This window comes from Burkholderia sp. BCC0405 (genome assembly GCF_902833075.1).
Taxonomy (GTDB): domain Bacteria; phylum Pseudomonadota; class Gammaproteobacteria; order Burkholderiales; family Burkholderiaceae; genus Burkholderia.
In genome coordinates this window covers 183,174-206,154 of record NZ_CADFEO010000006.1, presented here as the reverse complement: position 1 = coordinate 206,154, position 22,981 = coordinate 183,174, and the positions used below count along the sequence as shown (strand labels likewise).

At 66.0% G+C, this 22,981-nt stretch carries 18 protein-coding genes and 1 pseudogene; 9 read left to right on the top strand and 10 right to left on the bottom strand.

Annotated features, from left to right (window positions below):
• Nucleotides 1–242: 242 nt before the first annotated feature.
• A complete protein-coding gene (locus HWX36_RS12080) occupies nucleotides 243–1,526 on the top strand; it encodes an acyl-CoA dehydrogenase family protein (protein WP_175952326.1) in 1,284 nt (427 codons plus the stop codon).
• Entirely contained in the window at nucleotides 1,523–2,917 is a 1,395-nt protein-coding gene (locus HWX36_RS12075) for an LLM class flavin-dependent oxidoreductase (protein WP_175952325.1), read from the top strand. Before HWX36_RS12080 ends, HWX36_RS12075 begins: the two co-directional genes overlap by 4 nt.
• Nucleotides 2,918–3,174: 257 nt before the next feature.
• On the opposite strand, the pseudogene HWX36_RS12070 reads toward HWX36_RS12075, so the two are convergent.
• The 3 genes and pseudogenes from HWX36_RS12070 to HWX36_RS12060 all read right to left on the bottom strand — a co-directional run.
• Nucleotides 3,175–3,333 (bottom strand): annotated as a pseudogene (locus HWX36_RS12070) (MFS transporter); the annotation flags it as partial.
• A 52-nt stretch (nucleotides 3,334–3,385) separates the two neighbouring features.
• Entirely contained in the window at nucleotides 3,386–3,916 is a 531-nt protein-coding gene (locus tag HWX36_RS12065; protein ID WP_175952324.1) for an OsmC family protein, read from the bottom strand.
• Nucleotides 3,917–4,393: 477 nt separating this feature from the next.
• Nucleotides 4,394–5,959: a methyl-accepting chemotaxis protein gene (locus tag HWX36_RS12060; protein ID WP_175952323.1), complete on the bottom strand. Its 1,566-nt coding sequence runs from the start codon at nucleotides 5,957–5,959 to the stop codon at nucleotides 4,394–4,396.
• A gap of 268 nt (nucleotides 5,960–6,227) precedes the next feature.
• Here HWX36_RS12060 and HWX36_RS12055 point away from each other — a divergent pair, with 268 nt between their 5' ends.
• From HWX36_RS12055 to HWX36_RS12050, 3 genes are all read left to right on the top strand, one after another.
• Nucleotides 6,228–7,232: a cyclic peptide export ABC transporter gene (locus tag HWX36_RS12055; RefSeq protein WP_347879214.1), complete on the top strand. Its 1,005-nt coding sequence runs from the start codon at nucleotides 6,228–6,230 to the stop codon at nucleotides 7,230–7,232.
• On the top strand, nucleotides 7,214–7,624 hold the full coding sequence (locus HWX36_RS37115) for a hypothetical protein (protein WP_347879212.1): 411 nt from the start codon (nucleotides 7,214–7,216) through the stop codon (nucleotides 7,622–7,624). Before HWX36_RS12055 ends, HWX36_RS37115 begins: the two co-directional genes overlap by 19 nt.
• Before the next feature lie 203 nt (nucleotides 7,625–7,827).
• Nucleotides 7,828–8,727 carry a LuxR C-terminal-related transcriptional regulator gene (locus HWX36_RS12050; RefSeq protein WP_175952322.1) on the top strand — a complete coding sequence of 300 codons (900 nt, stop codon included), beginning with the start codon at nucleotides 7,828–7,830 and terminating at the stop codon, nucleotides 8,725–8,727.
• 260 nt (nucleotides 8,728–8,987) lie between these two features.
• On the opposite strand, the gene HWX36_RS12045 is transcribed toward HWX36_RS12050, so the two are convergent.
• Entirely contained in the window at nucleotides 8,988–9,809 is an 822-nt protein-coding gene (locus HWX36_RS12045) for a helix-turn-helix transcriptional regulator (protein WP_175952321.1), read from the bottom strand.
• 184 nt (nucleotides 9,810–9,993) lie between these two features.
• Complete coding sequence (locus HWX36_RS12040) at nucleotides 9,994–10,482, bottom strand: hypothetical protein (RefSeq protein ID WP_175952320.1); 489 nt, start codon at nucleotides 10,480–10,482, stop codon at nucleotides 9,994–9,996.
• 919 nt (nucleotides 10,483–11,401) lie between these two features.
• Between HWX36_RS12040 and HWX36_RS12035 the strand changes: the two genes are divergently transcribed.
• A complete protein-coding gene (locus tag HWX36_RS12035) occupies nucleotides 11,402–13,150 on the top strand; it encodes a cholesterol oxidase substrate-binding domain-containing protein (RefSeq protein ID WP_175952319.1) in 1,749 nt (582 codons plus the stop codon).
• A 334-nt stretch (nucleotides 13,151–13,484) separates the two neighbouring features.
• Here the strand turns inward: HWX36_RS12035 and HWX36_RS12030 are convergent, their stop codons facing one another.
• Nucleotides 13,485–14,186: a TetR/AcrR family transcriptional regulator gene (locus HWX36_RS12030; protein WP_175952318.1), complete on the bottom strand. Its 702-nt coding sequence runs from the start codon at nucleotides 14,184–14,186 to the stop codon at nucleotides 13,485–13,487.
• Between the two features lie 52 nt (nucleotides 14,187–14,238).
• Between HWX36_RS12030 and shc the strand changes: the two genes are divergently transcribed.
• Nucleotides 14,239–16,293, top strand: coding sequence for a squalene--hopene cyclase (gene shc, locus HWX36_RS12025; protein WP_175952317.1), 2,055 nt, complete (start codon nucleotides 14,239–14,241; stop codon nucleotides 16,291–16,293).
• A 25-nt stretch (nucleotides 16,294–16,318) separates the two neighbouring features.
• Here the strand turns inward: shc and HWX36_RS12020 are convergent, their stop codons facing one another.
• Nucleotides 16,319–16,981, bottom strand: a complete 663-nt coding sequence (locus tag HWX36_RS12020; protein WP_175952316.1) for an ankyrin repeat domain-containing protein — start codon at nucleotides 16,979–16,981, stop codon at nucleotides 16,319–16,321.
• A 583-nt stretch (nucleotides 16,982–17,564) separates the two neighbouring features.
• Here HWX36_RS12020 and HWX36_RS12015 point away from each other — a divergent pair.
• Entirely contained in the window at nucleotides 17,565–18,752 is a 1,188-nt protein-coding gene (locus tag HWX36_RS12015; RefSeq protein WP_175952315.1) for a hypothetical protein, read from the top strand.
• A gap of 69 nt (nucleotides 18,753–18,821) precedes the next feature.
• On the opposite strand, the gene HWX36_RS12010 is transcribed toward HWX36_RS12015, so the two are convergent.
• A complete protein-coding gene (locus tag HWX36_RS12010) occupies nucleotides 18,822–20,144 on the bottom strand; it encodes an IS4 family transposase (RefSeq protein ID WP_175952314.1) in 1,323 nt (440 codons plus the stop codon).
• Between the two features lie 159 nt (nucleotides 20,145–20,303).
• Nucleotides 20,304–21,473, bottom strand: coding sequence for a class C beta-lactamase (ampC, locus tag HWX36_RS12005; protein WP_175952313.1), 1,170 nt, complete (start codon nucleotides 21,471–21,473; stop codon nucleotides 20,304–20,306).
• A gap of 381 nt (nucleotides 21,474–21,854) precedes the next feature.
• Between ampC and HWX36_RS12000 the strand changes: the two genes are divergently transcribed.
• Nucleotides 21,855–22,211 (top strand): hypothetical protein, encoded by a 357-nt coding sequence (locus tag HWX36_RS12000; protein ID WP_244136394.1) that lies wholly within the window; start codon nucleotides 21,855–21,857, stop codon nucleotides 22,209–22,211.
• A 267-nt stretch (nucleotides 22,212–22,478) separates the two neighbouring features.
• Here HWX36_RS12000 and HWX36_RS11995 read toward each other — a convergent pair whose 3' ends face one another.
• Nucleotides 22,479–22,970: a hypothetical protein gene (locus HWX36_RS11995; protein ID WP_175952312.1), complete on the bottom strand. Its 492-nt coding sequence runs from the start codon at nucleotides 22,968–22,970 to the stop codon at nucleotides 22,479–22,481.
• Between the last annotated feature and the right edge of the window lie 11 nt (nucleotides 22,971–22,981).

The window sequence follows — 22,981 nt, the reverse complement described above, 5'->3', positions numbered from 1 at the left end:
TGCCCGCAAACCGATCGATTCGCACAACGATATTCCTTCGGACGACAAACAATCCGGCACGCCGCATGCAGGCAACCGCGCGTCAGCGGCGAGATCGACGCTTCAGCATCGACACCACGCCGCCCCGCCGGCGTAATGCCCGATGGCGATAACGATGTGCGAATCCGTTATTGGATCGTCCTCAGCACGCTTCCTATACTGGCCTGCCGGCATCGACGGCCCCGCCTTTCAAGGACTCCCGCATGACTTCGTCTCCCGCAGCAACCCGCCTTTCCACCGGCGCCGACTATGACGCGCTCGCCAGCCGCTTCAGGCCGATCTTCGAACGCATCGCGGCCGGCACCGCGGAACGCGAACGCCGTCGCGAACTACCGCATGAGGCGATCGGCTGGCTGAAGGCCGCCGGCTTCGGCGCCGTGCGGCTGCCGGTGCACGATGGCGGCGCCGGCGCGTCGCTGCCGCAGCTGTTCCGGCTGCTGACCGAACTCGCCGCAGCCGATTCCAATCTGCCACAGGCATTGCGCGGGCACTGCGCGTTCGTCGAGGACTGGCTGAACGCACCGCCCGGCGCCGATCGCCAGACGTGGTTCGACCGCTTCGCGAGCGGCCAGCTCGTCGGCAATGCGTGGACGGAAACCGGCGACGTCGCGCTTGGCCAGACCATCACGAAGGTTTCGGAACAGAACGGCCGGTTCGTGCTGAACGGCCGGAAGTTCTACAGCACCGGCAGCCTGTTCGCCGACTGGATCGACGTGTTCGCGCAACGCGCGGACGACGGCCGTGACGTGATCGTCGCCGTGGCAACCGCGCAGCCCGGCGTGATCCGCGAAGACGACTGGGACGGCTTCGGCCAGACGACGACCGGCAGCGGCACCACGCGCTTCGAAGACGCGGCGGTCGACGCACGGGACATCATCGACTTCGCGCGACGCTTCAAGTACCAGACGGCGTTCTACCAGCTCTTCCACGTCGCGACGCTGGCCGGCATCGGCCACGCGATCGTGCGCGACGCGGGCGACCTGGTGCGCCGCCGCACCCGCGTCTACAGCCACGGCAACGCCCCGCGCGCGGCCGACGACGCGCAGCTTCAACAGGTCATCGGCGAGATCGCGTCGTGGGCCTATGCGGCCGACGCGCTCGCGCTGCGCGCCGCGCAGCCGTTGCAACAGGCCTACGAGGCGCACTTCGGCGACGACGCAACGGCCGAGCACGATGCGAACGTCGCGGCCGAGATCGAATCCGCGCAAAGCCAGCTCGTCGTGTCGGAACTCGTATTGCGCGCGGCGACGCGCCTGTTCGACGCGCTCGGCGCGTCCGCCACCCGCAGCACGACGGCGCTCGATCGTCACTGGCGCAACGCGCGCACCGTGTCGTCGCACAATCCGCTCGTCTACAAGGCGCGGATCGTCGGCGACTGGGTCATCAACGGGCGCACGCCGCCGTTCGTCTGGCAGATCGGCAACGGCGCAGGTGCGGGTGCGGATGCGGGCGCGAGCACGCAGGCAGCGACAGGAGCCGCCCGATGAGCAAGACCATCCGCTTCAACGCGTTCGAGATGAACTGCGTCGGCCACCAGTCGCCCGGGCTGTGGGCCCACCCGCGCGACCGGTCGTGGCAGTACAAGGATCTCGACTACTGGACCGACCTCGCGCGCGTGCTCGAACGCGGGATTTTCGACGCGATCTTCATCGCGGACGTGATCGGCTATTACGACGTCTACCAGGGCAGCAATTACCACGCGCTGAAACAGGCCGCGCAGATCCCGGTCAACGATCCGCTGCAGCTCGCCGCGCCGATCGCGATGGCGACCGAGCATCTCGGCATCGGCATCACCGCATCGACGACGTTCGAACACCCGTACACGTTCGCGCGCCGGCTGTCGACCGCCGACCATCACACGAAGGGCCGGCTCGCGTGGAACATCGTCACGTCCTACCTCGAAAGCGGCGCGAAGAACGTCGGCGATCACGGCTTGCGCACGCACGACGACCGCTATGCGGTCGCGGCCGAATACGTCGAGGTGCTGTACAAGCTGTTCGAGGGAAGCTGGGAAGACGGTGCGGTGGTCCGCGATCGCGACGGCCGCGTGTTCACGCATCCGGAGAAAGTGCACGAGATCGGCCACAAGGGCCGTTTCTTCGAGGTGCCCGGCTATCACCTGTGCGAACCGTCGCCGCAGCGCACGCCGGTGCTGTTCCAGGCCGGCGCGTCCGGTCCCGGCAAGGCGTTCGCCGCGCAGCATGCGGAATGCGTGTTCGTCGCCGCGCCGACCCGCCCGCAGCTCGCGCGCTACGTGGCCGACATGCGCGCGCAGGCCACGGCCGCCGGGCGCGACGCGAGCAAGGTCCTGATCTACAACCTCGTCACCGTGATCGTCGACGAAACCGACGAGAAAGCGCAGGCAAAGTTCGACGACTATCGCCAGTATGTGTCGTACGACGGTTCGCTGGTGTTCATGTCCGGCTGGACCGGCATCGACTTCGGCCAGTACGCGCCGAGCGATCCCGTCCGGCGCGTCGAAACGAATGCGATCGTGTCGGCGGTCGAACACCTGGCGGGCGGCGATACCGCATGGACGATCGAGGAACTGGCGGCCTGGGGCGGCATCGGCGGCCTGGGCCCGGTGTTCGTCGGCTCGGCCGCGACCGTCGCGGACATCCTGCAGGAATGGGTCGCCGCTACCGACGTGGACGGCTTCAATCTCGCGTATGCGGTGGCGCACGAAACCTTCGAGGATGTCGTGCGTCATCTCGTCCCCGAGCTGCAGCGGCGCGGCGTGTATCCGACCGGCTATGCGCCCGGCACGCTGCGCGAGAAACTGTTCGGCGGATCGGCGCGGCTGCCTGACGAACACCCGGCCGCGCAGTTCCGCGACATCGAGCAGGTCAAGCGCGATGCCGAGCGGGTGGCTGCCTGAGCGTGACGTCAACGCGTCGGCTGGTTGGCCCGCGTGCGGGCCGGCTGGCTTCACGATGAGCAGAAACCGGTGCGTCGGGCCACCACTCGCCCGACCCGCCGCCGCTTGATTGCCCCTCTCCCGTCACTCGGTGCGGCCACTACGTGCGCGCTGCTTCCGCGCTCGCACATCGAGCGGGCGAGCATAGCCGTTGCGGCAACGGCGACGCGCGCACCAAGCGCGCCCGCTTTCCCAATGACGAGCGACCACGACCTCGCTCAAGCAACGCCCTCGTCGTCGATATCACGCGCCGTCGGCTCGTCACGCACGATCAGCAGGAACACGATCGGCGTAGCGGCGCTGATCGCGACGACCTGGAACATGTCCGTACCGAGCCGCGCCTGCAGGATCGGCAGCACGAACAGCGCGAGCGCCTGCTCACCCCGCAGCGGCGCGACAGGCTGCAACGCGCCGGTGCACCGGCGCACTTCAACCGTGCGTATGCCGCAACTCGCCGTCGATCGTCTGCGGCAGTCGCAGCAGGTTGAAGATCGGGCACAGGGCCTCGACCGCCTGATGCAGTGCGCGAATCGTCTCCGGCGGTTCGGGCGACACGATATCGAGCGTGTAGCGGAGGTTGTGCGGAAACACCGGCACATGCTCGAAACCCGGTTGCTGCGCGAGCGGATGCTGGTCGCCGGTCACTTCGACCTCGATCGAGTCGATTTTCAGGCCGCGCTCCGCGGCCTGGATCAGCGTGATGTGCGTCAGGCAGCTGCCCAGCACGCCGAGTTGCAGCTCCGGCGACGCCGGCCCGAGGTTGTAGCCCGCGAAATCGGGCGGGCTGTCGCTGATCACCTGGAAATCGCGAATGCGGATTTCCCGCACGCCGCTGCGGCCCAGCGCGCGTACGGTCGCTTTCAGCGGGGTCGCCTTGAGATCCGGATGGCTGCGGGCGGCTTCCTTTTTCGCGAGCCACGCGTCGCGCTTTTGCTGGAGATAGTCGTTCAGTGTCGTCATGTCGGGCCGGGATGGTCGCAATGACTGGCCACGCATGCGGCGACCAATCGAGAGGGGTCTTCATGCTATGCCCTTTCGCGACAGCCACGAAACGATCATTCCGGCAAAGCAATTCGCGGTACGTGATGTCGCATGGCGACACGCGCGCACGAACCATCGGCGGTTCTTCATCCGCTCGAGTTATCCACATTTTCCGTGCATAACCCTGTGGAGAACGTTCGAGAAATTACGCGGCCGCCTTGGCCGACAAGGATCGCGGCGGCGACGCCGTCGCCTCGCGGGCCGTGAACGCAGACCGCTTCGCACCGCGTTCGGCGATCGTCCGATTGTCGTGCTTCACCACGCCGGTGCATGAAGCGCGCGTCGACGTCGGCAATCACGATGTCCGCACCAGAACCGTGCCGCTTCGACACCGGCGCACCGCGTCGGCCACACGTGCGGCCCGACGATCCCGCTCCGGTCGCGCGCATCGATGGGTCAGGCGAGCGCTGCGTCACGCACACGGAACTGCGCAACCGCCGCACTCAGCCGCGAGCCTTGTTCGTCGAGCGACAGCGCCGCGGCCGCGGCCTCCTCGACCAGCGCGGCATTGCGCTGCATCGTCTGCTCCATCTGGATGACCGCGGCGTTCACCTGCTCGATGCCCGACGATTGCTCCTCGAACGCGTTGCTGGTTTCGCTCATGATCGTATTGACCCGCTCGACCGCCGCGACGAGCTCGGCCATCGCCGAGCCGGCCTGTGCGACGAGGCCGCTGCCGTCTTCGACACGCTGCGCGGATTGGCCGATCAGTTCGCGGATCTCCTTCGCCGCCGACGCGCAGCGTTGCGCGAGCCCGCGCACCTCGGTCGCGACGACCGCGAAGCCGCGCCCCTGCTCGCCTGCGCGCGCGGCTTCGACGGCGGCGTTCAACGCCAGGATGTTGGTCTGGAACGCGATGCTCTCGATCACGCCGACGATTCCGGAGATCCGCGTGGAACCGTGCGAAATCGCCGACATCGTCTCGACGACGCGCTGCATCGCCTCGCCGCCGCGCGACGCGATGCCGGCCGCGCCTTCGACATAGGTGCGGGCATCGCGCGCGTTGTCCGCGTTCTGCCGCACGGCCGCCGTCAGCTGCTCGACGCTCGCCGCCGCCTGTTGCAGCGATACGGCCTGCTGCTCGGTGCGCGCCGACAGGTCGACGTTGCCGCTCGCGATCGTGCGGACGTCGCCGACGATCGTCTCCGTGCTCGCGCGCACCTGGTTCACGGTGTCGACGAGGCCGTCCTGCATCCGCTTCAGCGCATGCAGCAGGTAGGCCATCTCGTTCTCGCCAGGCACGACCACCGTTCCGGTCAGGTCGCCCTTCGAGATCTTCTCGAACTGGTCGACCGCGAGATTGATCGGCTCGATGATCGCCTTCGCGAGCACGCGCTGTGCAAAAAAGCCGACGACGAGTGCGAAGGCCGCAACGGCCGCCATCCCCCACACGATCCGGTGGAAATGCGCACCGGCCGCCTCATAGCGCGCCTTTTCGCGCGCAACCTGGAACGACTCGAGCGCATCGATCGCCTCCTGGTAGGCGGCGAACAGCTCGGGCGGCGCGGTGCGTTGCGTGTCGAGAAAGCCGAAACCGTCGTCGCCGTCGAGTTGCGACAGCGCCTTCAGGAACACGCGGTCGAGCAACGCCCGCCGGCGATTCTGCAGCGTGTCGAACCGCGCCTGCTCGTCGGCGTTGCGTGCGTGCAGGCCCGCATAGGCATCCAGTTCGTCGTTGCTCTGCTTGAGGAGCGTGCGGAGTGTCGCGATCTCTTCCTTGCCCGAGCGGCCGGCGCTGATGATCTGCGCGACGTCGCTCATGCGTTCGCGCAGCACGAGCATCCGCTCGGAGCTGGTCTTCAAGTGCAGCAGCGACGCGGTGTCGTCGCGGTACATCGCCTCGAGCGAACCGTTGCCCATGTAGAGGGCCGCGATGCACGCGCCGACCACCAGGACGAGCAGCACGGTATAGCCGGCGATGGTCGCGACGAGACCACCCCGGATAGTGAGTTGTTTTCGCATGACGTTCCCTTGCGCCGGCCGGGCGCGGCCAGCGGCGGATGTGGATTCCGGATCACGAAAGACGCGCGCCGCGTCGCAACACGGGGCGCATGGGCTGCGAACGGGTTAACGGCGGGGGGAACGGGGAGGTTTTATCTGCACGCGACGCGAATCTTGACGATTGCGACAGGTGTCGGTTGCCCCGCTCCTCTTGCAGTCACATCCACCGCGGCCGGCGCCTGCCTGATCGGTTGCGGGGCGGGCGGCGACGTGCCCTCGAGGGACCGGGATCGAACCGGGCCTGCGCACCCGGCCATGTCGCGAGTCGCTACGAACCCGCTTCGTCCAGCAAGACATTCCGCAGCTGAGCCAGACCCTGCTCACCATCCCGACGATCATCGTTCAATCGGTCGTGCTGATCTGCAGCATCGCCTATCTCGCCTATCTCTCCTGGATCGTGTTCGCTTCGACGATCATCCTGACCATCGTCGGCCTGGCGCTTTATCTGTTTTTCTATCGAAAGGCGGTCAATTTCACGGAGCGGGTTCGCGATGAATTTGTCCAGTTCAACGAATATACCCATCGCCTCGTGTTCGGCATCAAGGAGCTCAAGCTCAACCGGGCCAGGCGACGCTGGTTTACCCGGGCCGCGATCGAATTGTCGTCGAGGCGCGTGGCAGGCTTCAATTACATCGAACGCTTCTGGTTCATGAGCGGCGACAGCATCGGCCAGATCATGGCAGCGGTCCTGCTCGGATGCCTGCTGTTCGGCGTACCTTCGCTCGGCGTCGTGGACCCGTCCGTACTCACGGCGAGCATTCCGGCCGTGCTCTACATGATGGGGCGCTTGACCATGCTGATCAATATTCTGCCGGTGATGGCCGAAGGCAAGACCGCGCTCGCCAGGCTGGCTGAATTCGGTTTCCTGATCGACGACACGCAGGATTCACGCAAGGAGCCGCCCTCTCCGGGCACCGTGGAATCGCCATCGGCGAAGCTGTGGAAGGTCATCGAGTTGAAAGAGGTGACGATGAACTACCGTGACAACGCGTCGTCGGTCGACTTCGTGCCCGGCCCGATCAACATGACGATTCATGCCGGCGAACTTGTCTATGTCATCGGCGGAAACGGCAGCGGCAAGAGCACGTTGGGCAAGGTGCTCAGCGGCCTCTATGCGCCTAGCGGCGGCACCATTTCCCTCGATGGAAAGTCATCGACGACGACGCCAGGGAACGCTACCGAAACCTGTTTTCCGCCGTCTTCACCGATTTCCATTTGTTCAACCGGATCATAGGATCGGATCGGGGCAACGAAAGCGTCGAGCTTGCGCGGAAATACCTCGAAACCCTGAAATTGGCGGACAAGATCGAAATTTCCGGCCGGACGTTCTCGACAACCCGGGCTTTGTCGACCGGGCAACGCAAGCGCCTGGCATTGCTTTGCGCGTACATCGAGGATCGTCCGATCTATATCCTGGACGAATGGGCCGCCGATCAGGATCCGGTCTTCAAGCGATTTTTCTATGAAGTGCTGGCTCCCGACCTGAAATCCCGCGGGAAATGCGTCGTCATCGTTACCCACAACGATCAGTATTTCAAGCTGGCGGATCGGGTCGCTCGCCTGGATAGCGGCCGCATCTTCTCCGATACGGCCCTGTGCGACGCCCGGGCCGAAGCGGCCGGATGAGCGGCGATCCGGATGCGGACACGATGCGCGCAGTCTGTCGCAGACGGACGGAACGGTCGCCGTGCGCCGTACCGGATTCGGCGGCCGGCGATGCTTCGGCTGTCCCGGCAATCCGTTACAGACGCGTGCGCAGCCGGGTGTTTAAATCATGTCGGCATCCATGCGCGCACGCGCAGCTTCAACGTCTCATCAGGAATCCTTTCATGGAGTTCAGCAGATTGTTCGCACACGTCGGCGCAGCGATCTCGAGCAGCGGTAGCCGGCGTTTTCCCCGAATGATGTACAACCTGATCTCCGCGGCGGTCCCCGTCGACGAGATCCGCATTTCGGAGCTTGCGGGCGACGCCGCACCCGACGGCAATCCCGGGGTGCGCAGCCTCGGTGCGGTCGGTGCGGTCGGCGCGGCGCTCGCGCAGGCCGGCCCGGCCGCTGCCTGTTGCGGGCCGCAGATGCCGCCGCGCCCGGGTGCGAGCCGCCTGCACGTCGACGACACGCTCGCCGGCCACGGCCCGACCCACGCGCAGCTCGACCGCTTCGTCCACATGCAGGCGGCGATCGTGTCGCCGCGTTGCGCGCAATTCCACCTCGTGACCCGCAAGCGGGGCCACTGTTACGTGATCTCGTTGTATCGCACGAGTACGTTCGACGATTTCTCGCCGCAGGAGCGCACCTTCCTCAAGGAACTCTCGCATGTGCTGTTTCCGATCGTCGCGAGCCATGTCGCGGCGCGCGATTCGGCTCCGCCGGCCGCCCGTGTGACCGGCGCCGCGCCGCCGGCGACGCAATCGGGCCGGGAGCGCGTGGCGCGGCGGTTCGCCGACCGGCTGCGGCAAGCCGGCGTCAAGCTGTCGACGCGCGAGATAGAGGCCTGCACGGCACTGCTGGCCGGCGACACGGTGCCCGCCATCGCCGTACGTTTCGCGCTGCGCGAAAGCACCGTCGAGACCTACCTGAAGCGGGCAGCCGTCAAGCTGGGCTTCGGCGGGCGTCATGGCCTGACGCGCTGGATGCTCGACGAGACGGCCGGAGCCGCGACGGAAGCCGGCCGGGACGGCGCGAGAAGCGTGCGGCGCGACTACGCGCCGCCGCGCATCGGAACCTGACGGCCCGCTGCCCGAACGCGCATGCGTGGCGGCATGGCGTGCGTCGGGTGCGGCACGCCAGGCCCTTCAGCGCGCGCAACGCCGACGCAGGCGACGCACGAAACGACAGGGGACGGCTGCCGCCGGCCGCCACCTCGAGTCGCACGCCGGCAATCCGGCCGGCGACACCGTCGTCATCGCCCGCTACGACGAGCGTCGGCGCGGGCACGCGCGTCAGCCATCCAGGCACGTCGGCCGGCAGGGTGCGTCGTGCGTCGGCGTCACGCCGCCGACGCGCACGGCACGGCATCGTCGATCATCCATTTCGTGAGCCCGTGCCGGCCGCTGATGCCGAGCTTCAGCGCGGCGCGCTTGATGTACGTCTCGACCGTACTCTCCTTCACACCGAGCTCGCCGGCCATTTCGCGCAGCATCTTGCCCGCGAGCAGGCCGAGGCACACTTCGTTTTCACGCACCGACAGCGCGACCCCCGCGCGCGCGAGCCGCGATTCGAACTCGTGGCGCAGCGCCTCGACGCCGGGCATGCCTGCCGCCGCACCGGGCGCCGTCGCGCATTCAAGCTCGCCGTGCCGACGCGTCGACGCATGCCACTCGACGAGCGGCAGCAGCGTATCGGCGAAATTCTTCAGGAACGACATCTCCTGCAACGAGAAGTCGCGATGCGATGCCGTGCGATGCAGCGAGATCACGTAGCGGCGATTCGCCTTGCCCGACACGAGATGGCACTGAAATCCGCCGCCCGGTCCGCGTGGCGGCGCGACTTCGCCGCCATTGCCGCTCCGCATCAGCGGATTGATGTGAATGAGCTGCCGGTCGCAGGCCGCCAGGATCCGGTTCAACGGCGGATGCGCTGCCGGTTCCCGCGCGTCGTGCGCGGCCGGCTTCCCGCGCCCGTCGTCGCCCGGCGCGCCGAACGCGCCGAGCGACTGGACGCGGACGACTTCGCCCGCCGGCTCGTCGAGCGTCCATTCGGTCATCCGGGTGATCGCGAGCGGAATCGATTCGACCAGCAATGCATGCATGTCGGATGCGAACCGCTCACTGCCGGCGCTCGAAATCACCTTCCCGAGCTTCGCGAACATCTGATTCTCCTTGTTGTGCGTGCTTGAGGACGTGGCGCAGCGCCAGCGCGGGCGAGCCGGCACGGTTTGCGCGGCGCGCGTCTGCCCGCGCTGCGTCGCGCGCCTTCTTCAGCGGGCAACGCGCCGCCGCCATCGCGCGCCGATGCGTTCGGCTCACGCGATACGACGGCGCGCCGTTCCCTGTTCAGCCCGATGCGAGACCGCATGCGGGAACGGTGGCCGCGCCGCGCTCAACGGCCGGCTGCGAGCCCAATGCGTCGGCGCGCCAGCGCGAGTCGAATGGCTCGGCAACGTGGCGCGGGCCGTCGAGCAAGCATCCATAGCCCGCGATCCGGAAGACGCAGCGCGCGTGCGAGCGATCTTCAGGCGCGGCGAGTGCCGCCTCGGCACCGACGATCGAACAGTCCGACGACAAGCGTGAAACAGGCACGATGTTTCCTCCGTATTGGACGGCGCGATGCGGCCGGCGCCGCATCGATGGACGATCATGACTGGCGAAGCTGCAAGAGGCTGAAACGTCCATTTCAAGCGACGCGCGTTGCAGGATGAAAACGCGCCGCCGCCGGACGTACTGAAAACCTGAATTGAAAAACCCGGCGCCGCCCCGGAGTGGGTGCGTTCCCGGTGAATTCAACGAAAAATCGCGATCAAAAAGCGCAACGATTCTTTCCATTGAATTTTATCCATGCATATCCCAGCCGCGTATGATAGCGATGATTTAAGACATTTGCGGTTAACCTGACATCTATTTTTAAATCACGTCGCTCGCAAACCGGAAATCGACCAATCTGCCAGCCACCCATTGGCATGATTATGAATGCGCGGATAAACCAACATCTGCTTACCACGAACTTTTGCAATAATCCCCCAGGCGACGCATACCACGAATTTTCATCCTGACGCCTTATTCGATCAAATAATTTCCGAATTTCGCCATACCCACCCGCTCACCGAGCTGGCTTCAAATATTGCCTACCGGACGTTATTTCGATTCGCTCAACGATCGATTCAATTCGCGCGGCGGCAAAGCATAATCTCCACCTCCAGCCCACGGCTGCTTGCCACCGATACCGGCGTTGCAAAATATCCACAAATGGCAAAGCCACCTCTCGTCATGAAATTTCCATATTAAGTAATCGGAAATTCGTCAACCCCGCCGCTTGCCACCCGACAGATAAATTGCTAGGCTCTCGACCGAAATACATGACACATCCTCAATCAATTTTGAACTGCGGCCGGGTTTATTTAAAAAACCGAAACATGGAAATTAATATTCACGTGAAATCATTTTTTACCGATCGCCACGGCTAGCGCTTCGCCACACGCGATTTCGTCGAATCTCCCTGTCTGCTTGCCGCCAGAACGGGCCGACGGCCAATTGAAGAAGTCGCCCGGCGGTTTTCCGATTTCCTGTTAGACGTCCGTGGCAATGCGCGGCCGCGCATTGCCGAACACACCGTCTTTTTCAATCCCGGCTGCCAACGCGCAACGCTTTCCACGCGCCGCGCCTGCTCGAATTGCCACACGAGTCTCAACGCGTCATTTGTCGTCTTTCCAATCTGCAAAACAATTCCGAAAAATTGGAGCACACCATGAGTCACGACTTCCGAGACGAACCTGCGCCGCGTCGCGCCTTCCTGGCCGACATGGCGAAGCTCGCGGCGGCCGGCATCGTCACCGGCTGGACCCCGCTCTATCAGATTGCGGCGCACGCGCGGACGGCCGGCGACACCCCGCCCGGCTTCCCGGCCGACATCCCGCTTTACAAGCAGGCGTTCCAGAACTGGAGCGGCGAGATCGCCGTGCAGGACGCATGGACCGCCGCGCCGCGCTCCGCCGACGACGTCGTCGCAACCGTCAACTGGGCGCGCGCAAACGGCTACCGGATACGCCCGCGCGGCTACATGCACAACTGGTCGCCGCTGACGCTGGACCCCGGCGCCGGCGCCGCGAACCTCGTGCTGCTCGATACGACGAAGTCGCTGACGGCCGTCTCCGTCGACACGTCGGCGCGTCCGGCGCGCGTCACCGCCCAGACGGGCGTCTCGCTGGAGTCGTTGCTCGCGACGCTCGAGCAGTATGGCCTCGGCGTGATTGCCGCGCCTGCGCCGGGCGACATCACGCTCGGCGGCGCGCTCGCGATCGATGCACACGGCACCGCCGTGCCGGCGGCCGGTGAAACCTTGCAACCGGGCCAGACCTACGGCTCGCTGAGCAATCTCGTGGTCGCGCTCACCGCGGTCGTGTTCGATCCGGCCCGGCAGCAATACGTGCTGCGCCGGTTCGAGCGCAGCGATCCCGAGATCGGCGCGTTCCTCGCGCACATCGGGCGGGCGTTCGTCGTCGACGTCACGCTGACGGCCGGCCCGAACCAGCGGCTACGCTGCCAGAGCTACGTCGACATTCCGGCATCCGAACTGTTTGCCCCGGCCGGCGCGACGGGCCGCACGATCGCGTCGTTTCTCGACGGCTCGGGCCGGGTGGAAGCCATCTGGTTCCCGTTCACGACCAAACCGTGGCTCAAGGTCTGGACGCCGACGCCCAGCAAGCCGTTCCTGTCGCGCGCCGTCACGCAGCCGTACAACTATCCGTTCTCCGATTCGATCTCGCAGTCCATCTCGGATCTCGTCAAGCGGATCGTGATCGGCGGCGAAGGCGCATTGACGCCGCTGTTCGGCCAGACGCAGCTGGCCATCACGACGGCCGGTCTCGCACTCACGCTCAGCGGAGACATCTGGGGCTGGTCGCGCACCGTGCTGCAGTACATTCGACCGACGACGCTGCGCGTCACCGCGAACGGCTACGCGGTACTGGCGCGGCGCGCCGACGTGCAGCGCGTGATCAGCGAGTTCGTGCAGTTCTATCAGAACCGCGTCGACACGTACAAGGCGCGCGGCGAGTATCCGATGAACGGCCCCGTCGAGATCCGTGTCACCGGTCTCGACAAGCCGGCCGATGCCGGCGCGGGCGCGGTCGTGCCCACCTTGTCCGCGCTCAAGCCGCGCCCCGACCGGCCGGAATGGGATACCGCCGTATGGTTCGACATCCTGACGTTGCCGGGCACGCCGGCCGCCGATCGCTTCTATCGCGAGATCGAGCAATGGATGCTCGCGAACTACACCGGCTCGTATGCAACGGTGCGCCCGGAATGGTCGAAGGGCTGGGCCTATACGGACACGGCCGCCTGGCAAGACGACACGATGCTCACCACCACGATTCCGAACCTGCATCGTGAAGGCCAGCCGGCGTCGAGCAGCTGGGATACGGCGCGCGCGACCCTCGAACGCTACGACCCGCACCGGATCTTCCGGTCGCCGCTGCTCGACCGGCTGATGCCGTAGCGATCCCGGCACAAGCCGGTCGCCACGGCTGTCCCCGAACGGATCACGATGACCGTGCGCAAACCGGACAGGTTCAAGGTCGTTCCGGACGCGGCGGACGGCAAGCCCGAACCGTGGCGAACGGCGGAACGGGTGAAATCGGCGACCCGGCAGGCTCGCCTGCGGGTCGCCAGGCTGCGGGAGTGCAGCCTCGATGTGCTCCGGCCCATGCCCCGCGGTCGAAGCGATTGCCGGATTCGGCGCGTGAGTCGAACGCCCGCCCCGCGAAGCCAGCAGCGCGCGCAAGCCGGCCGTCGCGCGCTCGTCAGGGCGGCCACGCGCCGCGACGCATGCATCACGCGGCGCCGTCGCGCCCCTTCGGAAACACGCCGTGGCTCATCGCGTCGAGCTGCCGGACGATCTCCGCGCGCAACTCGGCCGACACCTCGATGCTGTCGAGCAGTTTCGAGATCCACAGCCCGTCGGCGGCGAGCCGGCAAATCATCAAGGTCGCGGCCTGCTCGAGCGGCACCGGGTCGGGCCGCGTCCATTCGCGCATCGGCACCGACCATCGCTCGCGCGTGTCCTGGTCGGTAATCATCGACGCAACCAGCACGCGCAGCACATCGGTGCTCGCAGCCGGATGCGACTCGTCGAGCACCGCATGCACGTACGCCCGCGCCGCCGCACCGGCCCCGCCGGCATCCGCCGCCACCCGCGCGGCCATCTGCGCGGCGAACCGCTCGGTGGCCTGACCGAACAGCGCATCCAGCAACCCCTGCTTGTTCGCGAAGTGATATTGCAGCGCGCCCTTCGTCACGCCGGCGCGCTCGGCCACCGCGTCGAGCGTCAACGCGGCCACGCCGTGATGTGTCGCGATCTCCGATGCGGCCGCCAGCAACTGCGCGCGCACCTGATCGGGTGCTTTTTTTCGACGCACGCCGGCGGTGGCGACAGCCGGCGCCGACGATGCCTCAGGCGCCCGCGCGCCGGCCGTTCCAGCCGGTTCGGCGGGCGCGGACGCAGCGTGCGGCGCGGGTTCGAGGTGTTTTTTCATGGTGCGGATGGTAGCACCGAGCGTCTCGATATAAACATTCCGGCTGGATGGTATGATCCGCCGCATGACGACACCCACCTCCTCCCCCTGGTCCGCGCTCGACACCGCCATCGCCCGTGGACGCGACGCCCTCGTGCGTCTCCAGCAGCCCGACGGCAGCTGGTGTTTCGAACTCGAATCCGACGCGACGATCACCGCGGAATACATCCTGATGATGCATTTCATGGACAAGATCGACGACATCCGCCAGGAGAAGATGGCGCGCTACCTGCGCGCGAACCAGCGGCTCGACACGCACGGCGGCTGGGCGCTGTACGTCGACGGCGATCCGGACGTGTCGTGCAGCGTGAAGGCGTACTTCGCGCTGAAGGCGGCCGGCGACAGCGAGCATGCGCCGCACATGATCCGCGCGCGCGACGCGATCCTGAAACTCGGCGGCGCGGCGCGCTCGAACGTGTTCACGCGCATCCTGCTCGCGACGTTCGGCCAGGTGCCGTGGCGCGCGACACCGTTCATGCCGGTCGAATTCGTACTGTTCCCGAAGTGGGTGCCGATCTCGATGTACAAGGTCGCGTACTGGGCGCGCACGACGATGGTGCCGCTGCTCGTGCTGTGTTCGCTGAAGGCGCGCGCCCGCAATCCGCGCAACGTCTCGATCCGCGAGCTGTTCGTCACGCCGCCGGACGAGGAGCGTCACTACTTCCCGCCCGCGCGCGGCATGCGCAAGCTGTTCCTCGCGCTCGACCGCACCGTGCGTCATGTCGAGCCGCTGATGCCGAAGGGCCTGCGGCAGCGCGCGATCCGCCATGCCGAGGCGTGGTGCGCGGAGCGCATGAACGGCGAGGACGGGCTCGGCGGCATCTTCCCGCCGATCGTGTATGCCAATCAAATGATGCAGGTGCTCGGCTACCCGGACGATCACCCGCATCGCCGCGACTGCGACGATGCGCTCAAAAAGCTGCTGGTCACGCGGCCCGACGGGAGCATGGTTTGCCAGCCGTGCCTGTCGCCGGTGTGGGATACCGCGTGGAGCACGATGGCGCTCGAGCAGGCGCGCGGCGTGGCGGTGGCGGAAGACGGCGAGCCGGGCGATGCACGGCGCGCACTCGACGAGCGCATCGCGCGCGCATACGACTGGCTGGCCGAACGCCAGGTGAACGACCTGCGCGGCGACTGGATCGAGAACGCCCCGGCCGGCGTCCAGCCGGGCGGATGGGCGTTCCAGTACGCGAACCCGTATTACCCCGACATCGACGACACGGCGGTCGTCACCGCGATGCTCGATCGCCGCGGCCGCACGCATTGCAACGCGGACGGTACGAACCCGTATGCGCCGCGCGTCGCGCGCGCGCTCGACTGGATGCGCGGGCTGCAATCGCGCAACGGCGGCTTCGCGGCGTTCGACGCCGACTGCGACCGCATGTACCTGAACGCGATCCCGTTCGCCGATCACGGCGCGCTGCTCGATCCGCCGACCGAGGACGTGTCGGGCCGCGTGCTGCTGTGCTTCGGCGTGACGAAACGCGCGGACGAACGCGCATCGCTCGCGCGCTGCATCGACTACGTGAAGCGCACGCAGCAGCCCGACGGCAGCTGGTGGGGCCGCTGGGGCACGAACTACATCTACGGTACGTGGAGCGTGCTGGCCGGCCTCGCGCTCGCCGGCGAGGACAAGTCGCAGCCGTATATCCAACGCGCGATCGAATGGCTGCGCTCACGGCAGCATGCGGACGGCGGCTGGGGCGAGACGAACGACAGCTACATCGATCCGAAGCTGGGCGGCACCAATGGCGGCGAGAGCACGTCGAACTTCACCGCGTGGGCGCTGCTCGCGCAGATGGCGTTCGGCGACTGCGAATCCGATTCGGTGAAGCGCGGCATCGCGTATCTGCAGTCGGTCCAGCAGGAAGACGGCTTCTGGTGGCACCGCTCGCACAACGCGCCAGGCTTCCCGCGCATCTTCTACCTGAAGTACCACGGCTATACCGCGTACTTCCCGCTGTGGGCGCTCGCGCGCTATCGGCGGCTGGTGGGCGCAGCGGCGGCGCGGGCGTCGGCCGCGCGCGGTGCGGCGGCGGTCGCCGCGCCGGACACGGCGGTCGCCTGAGCGCTCACGTGGCGGCGCAAGGCCGTCACACGAAGCCCTCGTCGACGAGCGTACAACCCTGCGCCGTGATCTCGTGCCGCTGGCCCGAGCCCCCGGCCACGCGGCTCCAGCTTTCGGACACGAGCACGGCCGCGGCGCCGTCGTTGCGCAGCACGTAGCCGAATCCGCCGTACATGCCCGGCACCGCGAACCATGCGCGTTCGGCCTGCCCATCGAGTTCGAGCAGCGGTTCGAGTTCGGGCAGGCGCAGCGCGTCGACGCGCAAGTGTGCGATGCGGCCGAGAATCGTCTCGTGGAAGTGGCGCTGGATGTCGCGCAGCGTTGCGTCGGGTACGAAGCGCCGCGGCTGCGGCGTCAGCGGATCGACGAGATGTCGATGCCCACGCCGCTCGGCAAGATCGACCGGGCGCGCGCCATGTGCATCGCGCAGCATGCGCCATGCGCCGAGCTGCAACAGCTCGACGACAACCTCTTTCGGTGCGCCGCCGCAGGCAGCCTGATGCAGCGGCGTATAGCGCGACGTGCCGCCCAGCCGTGTCGCGTTGACGAGCCCCGGCTGTTTCGCAACGAGATCCAGCATCGTCGCCCAGTCGCCGTTGCGCGCCGCATCGGCCAACGCGTGCCGGCGCGCGACCTCGGCTTCGCCGAGCACGTCGGCGCCCGTGATTCCATCCCATCTGATGCTCAATCGGCTCTCCTCGTGTTTCGCGCCAGCGCTATCGTAGCGCGATCGCGCAATGCCTCTCCGGGTAGACGACGCATCGAGCACGCCATGCTCCAGCAGCAGGTTCAGAAGCTGGCGGCGTGATTCGATGCCGAGCCGACGCGCCTGCCGCGCCCGCGCCATCCAGGTTGCCCCGCCGCACGCGCCGAGCGGGCCAGCCAAGGTCAGCCGGCACCGCAGCCGCGCGAGCGTGGTCTTCCGCATGCCCCCCCCGACCGGACTATCCGGACACGCCCGCAGATCGGCCCGGATTCTGCTCAGGGGATGCGACGCACGTATTTCGTTTTGCAGAAGCACGCCGATACAGTAATGCCGTTCAGTTAAGAACTGAACGGCATTTTTCATTAGCAGCGCCACCCGATAGAACGGGTGGCGTTTTTTTTCAATCGCATCGCATGACGCGCCGGGTCGCCATCGCGCTTCGGATTTCAGTGCGCGGATTCGCGGGTGGCGCAAGTGCGCCGGAAACGCTGGGCGATAGTCAGGCACTCGCCAGGACGATCGCAATGAGCCTGGCTTTCACACGTCTCAAAATGGAGAATTGGCCATGAGCAGCCCGCCGGGAATCAACCGTTCGTCATCGAGCATGCGGCAGTTGGAAACATCCCAGGTTATCGCCGCGCGCCCCGACAATTCGCGTCCCGGCGGGAGCGTATCGGAAGGCGGATCGTCACCACAGCTCCAGGCTTTGACGCCTCATTCGAGTACGGCGACACTGGTAACGAACAGGGCCCCCCTGCCCTCGGCACGCGCGTCATCGGCATCGGAACCCGCACCGGAAACCCGCTTTTCACCGGCGCCGACGAGAGGAGGCGCCAAAGACTGGGCGGAATGGTATGCAGCCAACGCGTCGAAAGCCGGCACGTCGGCGGGCGACGTAGCGGCAGGAAAACAACTCCCTCCGAGGCTCCAGGAGGCGCTCAGATTCATCGAGAAAACGGATCCCCTCAAACAATATAGCTCTCCGAAAGAACTTATCGACCACCTCAAGCAAGTGAACAACTCTCGGCCCGGTGTGCAATTTTTCGGCGAGACCACGAGCCCGTTTCGTGTTTTCCCCGGTGAAATGGACCCCTCCAACAATGGGTTCCCGAAGAATTGGAACCTTGGAACACCCACGGCGCATGCGGTTCCGACCGAACTGGACCCGGCGACCACGACCTCCCTCGCACACGTCACCCGGCCGAGTGCGCTGCGCCACTTCGATCAAAAACAGGTCAAGGTGGACAGTGGAGAGGGAGAATTCGGCAAAGGATTCTATCTGACGACCGGGCACGAGATCGCCGCGCAAAACAAAATTGCTTCGGTCTGGAACAAGCCGGGCGCCAAGGAGAACCTTCAGGAGGTGCTTCGCTTCGACGTCGGAAACAACGTGTTGCGCAAGATGGTCGAGACGGATGGACAGCGCGATTTCCTCGTCCATGTGATGCAGAATCGCAATGGTTACCCGGAGGACATGACCGAGCAGGCTGCCGTCGAGATGATCAATCAGATCAACGCGCAGGGAAAGGTTCTGATCTTTCCCGACAACAAGGACACCAAGGTCAAGATCGACTCGACCAACGAGAAGAGTTGGCACGAGTATGTCGAAATGAAAGGCGGGACCGGCGATCACTATATGGTGATCGGTCCGCAAAAGCCCGACGACCTACAAGGCATCCGGCAAATCGCGATGCGCTATCAGATGGGCGAGTTCATGATCAATTCGGTTCCGCGCTCGCATCAACGGATGTGAACCGAACAGGTGGCGGCGGCCCGTACCGGCCCCGCTTCTGCAAAAGACCGGGCATCGCCCTGATACCGTTCAGTTAAGGTCTTTCCGAAGATATCGAACGGCATAACGAGCCGGACGGGATTTGACGGCCCGATCGCATTTGCGGTCGGGCCGTTTTACGTTGATGAGCAGTTTGAGGTGCTCGCGCAGTCGTTTGAGAACGGCGGGAAGCTTGGCCAATGCTGGCGTACGTGCAGCCCACATCATCTCGTGCTGGATGAGATGGAAGGAGCAGACGAAACTGAGTTCGGTCGGCTCGCACTTGGCCTCGAAGGCAGCACTGGCCATTTCGCGGCGGATCAGGTTGTAGGCGATCAAGGCGCCCCGGATTTCCTGATAAATGCCCTCGACAGTCCGACTGCGTTGCGTCAGTTCGCTGCCAAGCATGGATTGCTTGAGTTCGCGATAGCTGGTTTCGACCTGCCAGCGACGTTCGTGGCAGGCATCCAGATCCGCCACCTCGAAACGACGTCGATCGGTCAACGAAGTCAGCAGTATCCGCTCGCGGCCTCCGGCATCAACCACACGAATCGCACGAGCCGTCCACCATTCAGGCAACTCTGGACACTTCTGCCGCGCCTGCGGTGACGCGCGCATTCGCACCAAGGCATCCTCGGGTTTGCCAGACACAACCTCCCAGCGTGTATTGGATTTGGCAGGAATCAGGAAGTGGCGATTACGTTCGCCTGCGCTCATGCCGCACAGGATCTCGGCGGACAGAAAGCCCTTGTCGAAGACCGTCAGCGAGTGATCCGGAATCTGTTCCAGCAATTGCTTGGCATACAGCATCTCGTTCGTGTCGTAGCGGCCGAACGCAATGTTTGCAACGAGATGGGTCGGAATCGAAGTCAGGGTCACGGCCCGCACCTGCGGATAGCTCGCCACCTTGCCGCTGGCATAGCCCTGTGCGCCAAAGTGTTCGCGATTCGCCGGACTATCTGGCGTGCGTAGCGTGGTGCCGTCCATGGCCCACAAGCTCAACCCCTTGAAGGCGTGGCGTGCCGCGTCTTGCTCGCACCAAGCTTGCGCGGTTCGCTCGAACAGCCAGGCCATGGGCGCGTCGCCCAATCGCTGCCGCGCCTGGGCGATGGCGCTCTTGCTGACGAACGTGGCTTCGTTGGGCAACACCAGATCGAGGCTGTCGACCACCTCACTGATGGACCAATGGCGGTAGATCGCCAGAGCGATGACCAACCACACGACCTGTTCGGCCGGTAAGCGCCGGCGACGAATGCTGGCCGTGCCCGTGGCATCAATGGCCTGCTCGATCCACTCCTGCGGCAGATGCTCGCCCAGCCGACTTAGGTCGGCGAGCGCTGCATCCAATAGGAAGGTCAGGTGGTCGCTTAGCATCGCGACCAACGCTAACAGCTTGCCGCTCCGTTTACAACTCCAACCCTAAAAACAAAAATGCCGTTCAGGTCTTAACTGAACGGCATTAGCGCCGATACAGGTATCGGTTTTTTTGGGGAGAGCCGGCCACGTGGAACGGCCGGCTCGTCGGTGGCAACGTTACCGCCGCCCGTCGAGCGCCGCGAGGATCCCGTACGCGGCCTTCACGCGGTCCTCGTTCGGATAGCTGCGGTTCGCGAGCATCACGATCGCGATCCGCTTCGACGGGACGAACGCGACATAGGTACTGAAGCCGTTGGTAGAGCCCGTCTTGTTGATCCACGTATCCGCGCTCGGCGCGAGCGGCGGCTTGATCGCGGTGGCCGGCAACCCGTCGCGCAGCATCTTCATCGAGTTGCCTTCGAGCAGCGTCGGCAGCGCGACCGGATACGGATACTGTTCCCAGATCAGGTCCTGCGTCAGCGGCCCCGCGCGGAAATAGCCGGTATGCGTGCGTTCGAGCGCGCGCTGCAGGCGCGGCGCGGTTCCGGTCAGCCCCATGTTCGCCTGCACGAAGCGCAGCAAATCGGCCGCCGTGGTCCGCACGCCGTACGCCGGCTGCCACAGCATCCCGCCCGTCATCCGGATGGGCTTGCCGTCCTGCGTATAGCCCTGCGCATAGTCGGCCTGGCGTGCTTCCGGCACGTCGATGTACGTGTGCGTCATGCCGAGCGCGGGAAAGAGCCGCTGCTCCATCAGCGCCGCGAAATCCTTGTGCATCGCCTTCGCGGTGAGCCACCCGAGCATGCCGACCGACACGTTCGAATACGTCCTGTACGTACCCGGCGCATGCGCGGGCCGCCACGCGTCGAGATAGCGGATCAGGCCTGCGTCGTCGCGGATGCTGTCCGGCACCTGCACCGGCATGCCGCCGGACGTGTGCGTCCCGAGCTGCAGCAGCGTCAAGACACCGAACGGCTTGCCCTGCAGCGCGGGCAGGTACTTGGCAGCCGGGTCCGCGAGCGACAGTTCGCCGCCCTCCTGCGCGTCGGCCGCGAGTGTCGCGGTCAGTGTCTTGCTGACGGAGCCGATTTCGAACAGCGTATCGCCCGTGACGGGCTTGCCGGTTTGCGTCGACATCACGCCGTAGTCGAACACGTAGGGCTTGCCGTCGGCGACGATGCCGACCGCCATGCCGGGAATCGCGTACTGCTTCATCAGCGGCGCGATGTGGCGGGTGACGGTGTCGTGGAGGTCGTCCTGCGTGGCGGCGGCCGCGCGGCCGGCCGTGGCGGCGGCGCACGCGGCGACGAGCAGGGTCGCGGCGAAGCGTGTCGCGTTGAATCGCATGGTTGCGGTTCCCTTGATATCTGATGGTTGCGTGGACAACGGATCCGGCCGCGCCATGCTGAAACCGCATGGCCGGCCTGCCGAAGCAGGACTATCGCCTGTCGGCGCGCCGCCAACAATCGACGATATGTTGCGCGAGCCTAAAGAAAAACTAATGAGATACCCGAAGCCTTGCCTTGCCCGGACGCCGTTCCACGAACGTTCGCCGGTTTCCCGGAAAACCTGTCGGTTTTAACAGCATGCAATCCGACGGCCGAATCGCACCGCTTCGAAAATCGGTGAAAAAGAGATAAGTCTTAAGAGATAAGTCTTGTCAGATCCGCATACGCGGGTACGCGGCGCGATCGAACGGGCATCCCGACGCGCGCGTGCACGGCGGCCGTGATCCTGCGCGGCTACGGACACCGCGCGGGCGCATTCGGCTTCGCCCGCGACGACGCGCATTCCCGCCAGCGCTACATCGACGAACTGCGGCGGCACGCCGAAGGCGGTCATCCGGCGGCGATGGCCGCGTTATCGGGTTTCCTCTGCGGCGGCCGCGACAAGTCGCACTACAACTACCGCGAAAGCGTGCGCTGGATCATGGGCGCACAGGCCGTCGCACCCGACGACGAATACGTGCTCAACATGACGCGCGCGTGCCACGAGGACGGCATGCTCGGCAAGCTGTTGTACAAGCTGCACCGGAAGCAGATCAAGGCGCACGAGATTCCGGGCAGCGACAACGCGATGGTGTGAGCCCCGGGCGACGAATGCGCGGGCCCACGGTCGGGCCGGATGATTTCATCGTGCTCGCCCGGCACGATCGTGACCGGTACGGCGATCGCCGCGGGATCCCGCGCGCTGCAATCCGGTTGCGTGCGCATCGTTTCGCCGACCGCCGCGGCGACTGCGGCGGATGCGTCGAACCGGTCCGGCGTCGCGGACCGTTCTGCGTCGTCCTTGCGGTGCCGCGCGAAGCAGCGAAACAGGGCCGGTCGCCGCGCGGGCCGCGGCCGCAGCCGGTCAGGCCTGCGTCGACACCAGCCCTCCTGCCGTCGAGCCGCCAGTTTTCTCGATCGCCGCCGCCAGTTGCGAGATCGCGGTCGCGAGCGCCCCCGAAATCGCGCCGGCTTCCGCGCTCAGCGACTGCTGTTCGATCGCGGCGGCCGGATCGTCCTTCGCGCGCTGCGCCGCGCTCGCCATCTGGCGCTCGATCGTGGCCAGCTGTTTCTGCAGCCGGTCGATCAACGCTTTCAACTGGGCGACCGCCGGGCTGTCCGACGATCCGCCCGAGGCGCCGAGCGTTTCGCCGGTGGCGCCGGTCGAACCCTGCGTGCCGGTGGTGCTCGTGGTGCTCGTGGTGCTCGTCGCGCCGATGGGATTCGTCGCGCCGTCGGTGGACGACGTTGCGGCAGGCGCGGTCGAGCGGGTCGCCGCGGCGCCCGACGACGTATTCGCGGTCGGGCCGCCGTCCGCCAGCGGGGCGCGCGTGGTTGTGGAGAAGTCGATTTGCATCGTGTCGGTCC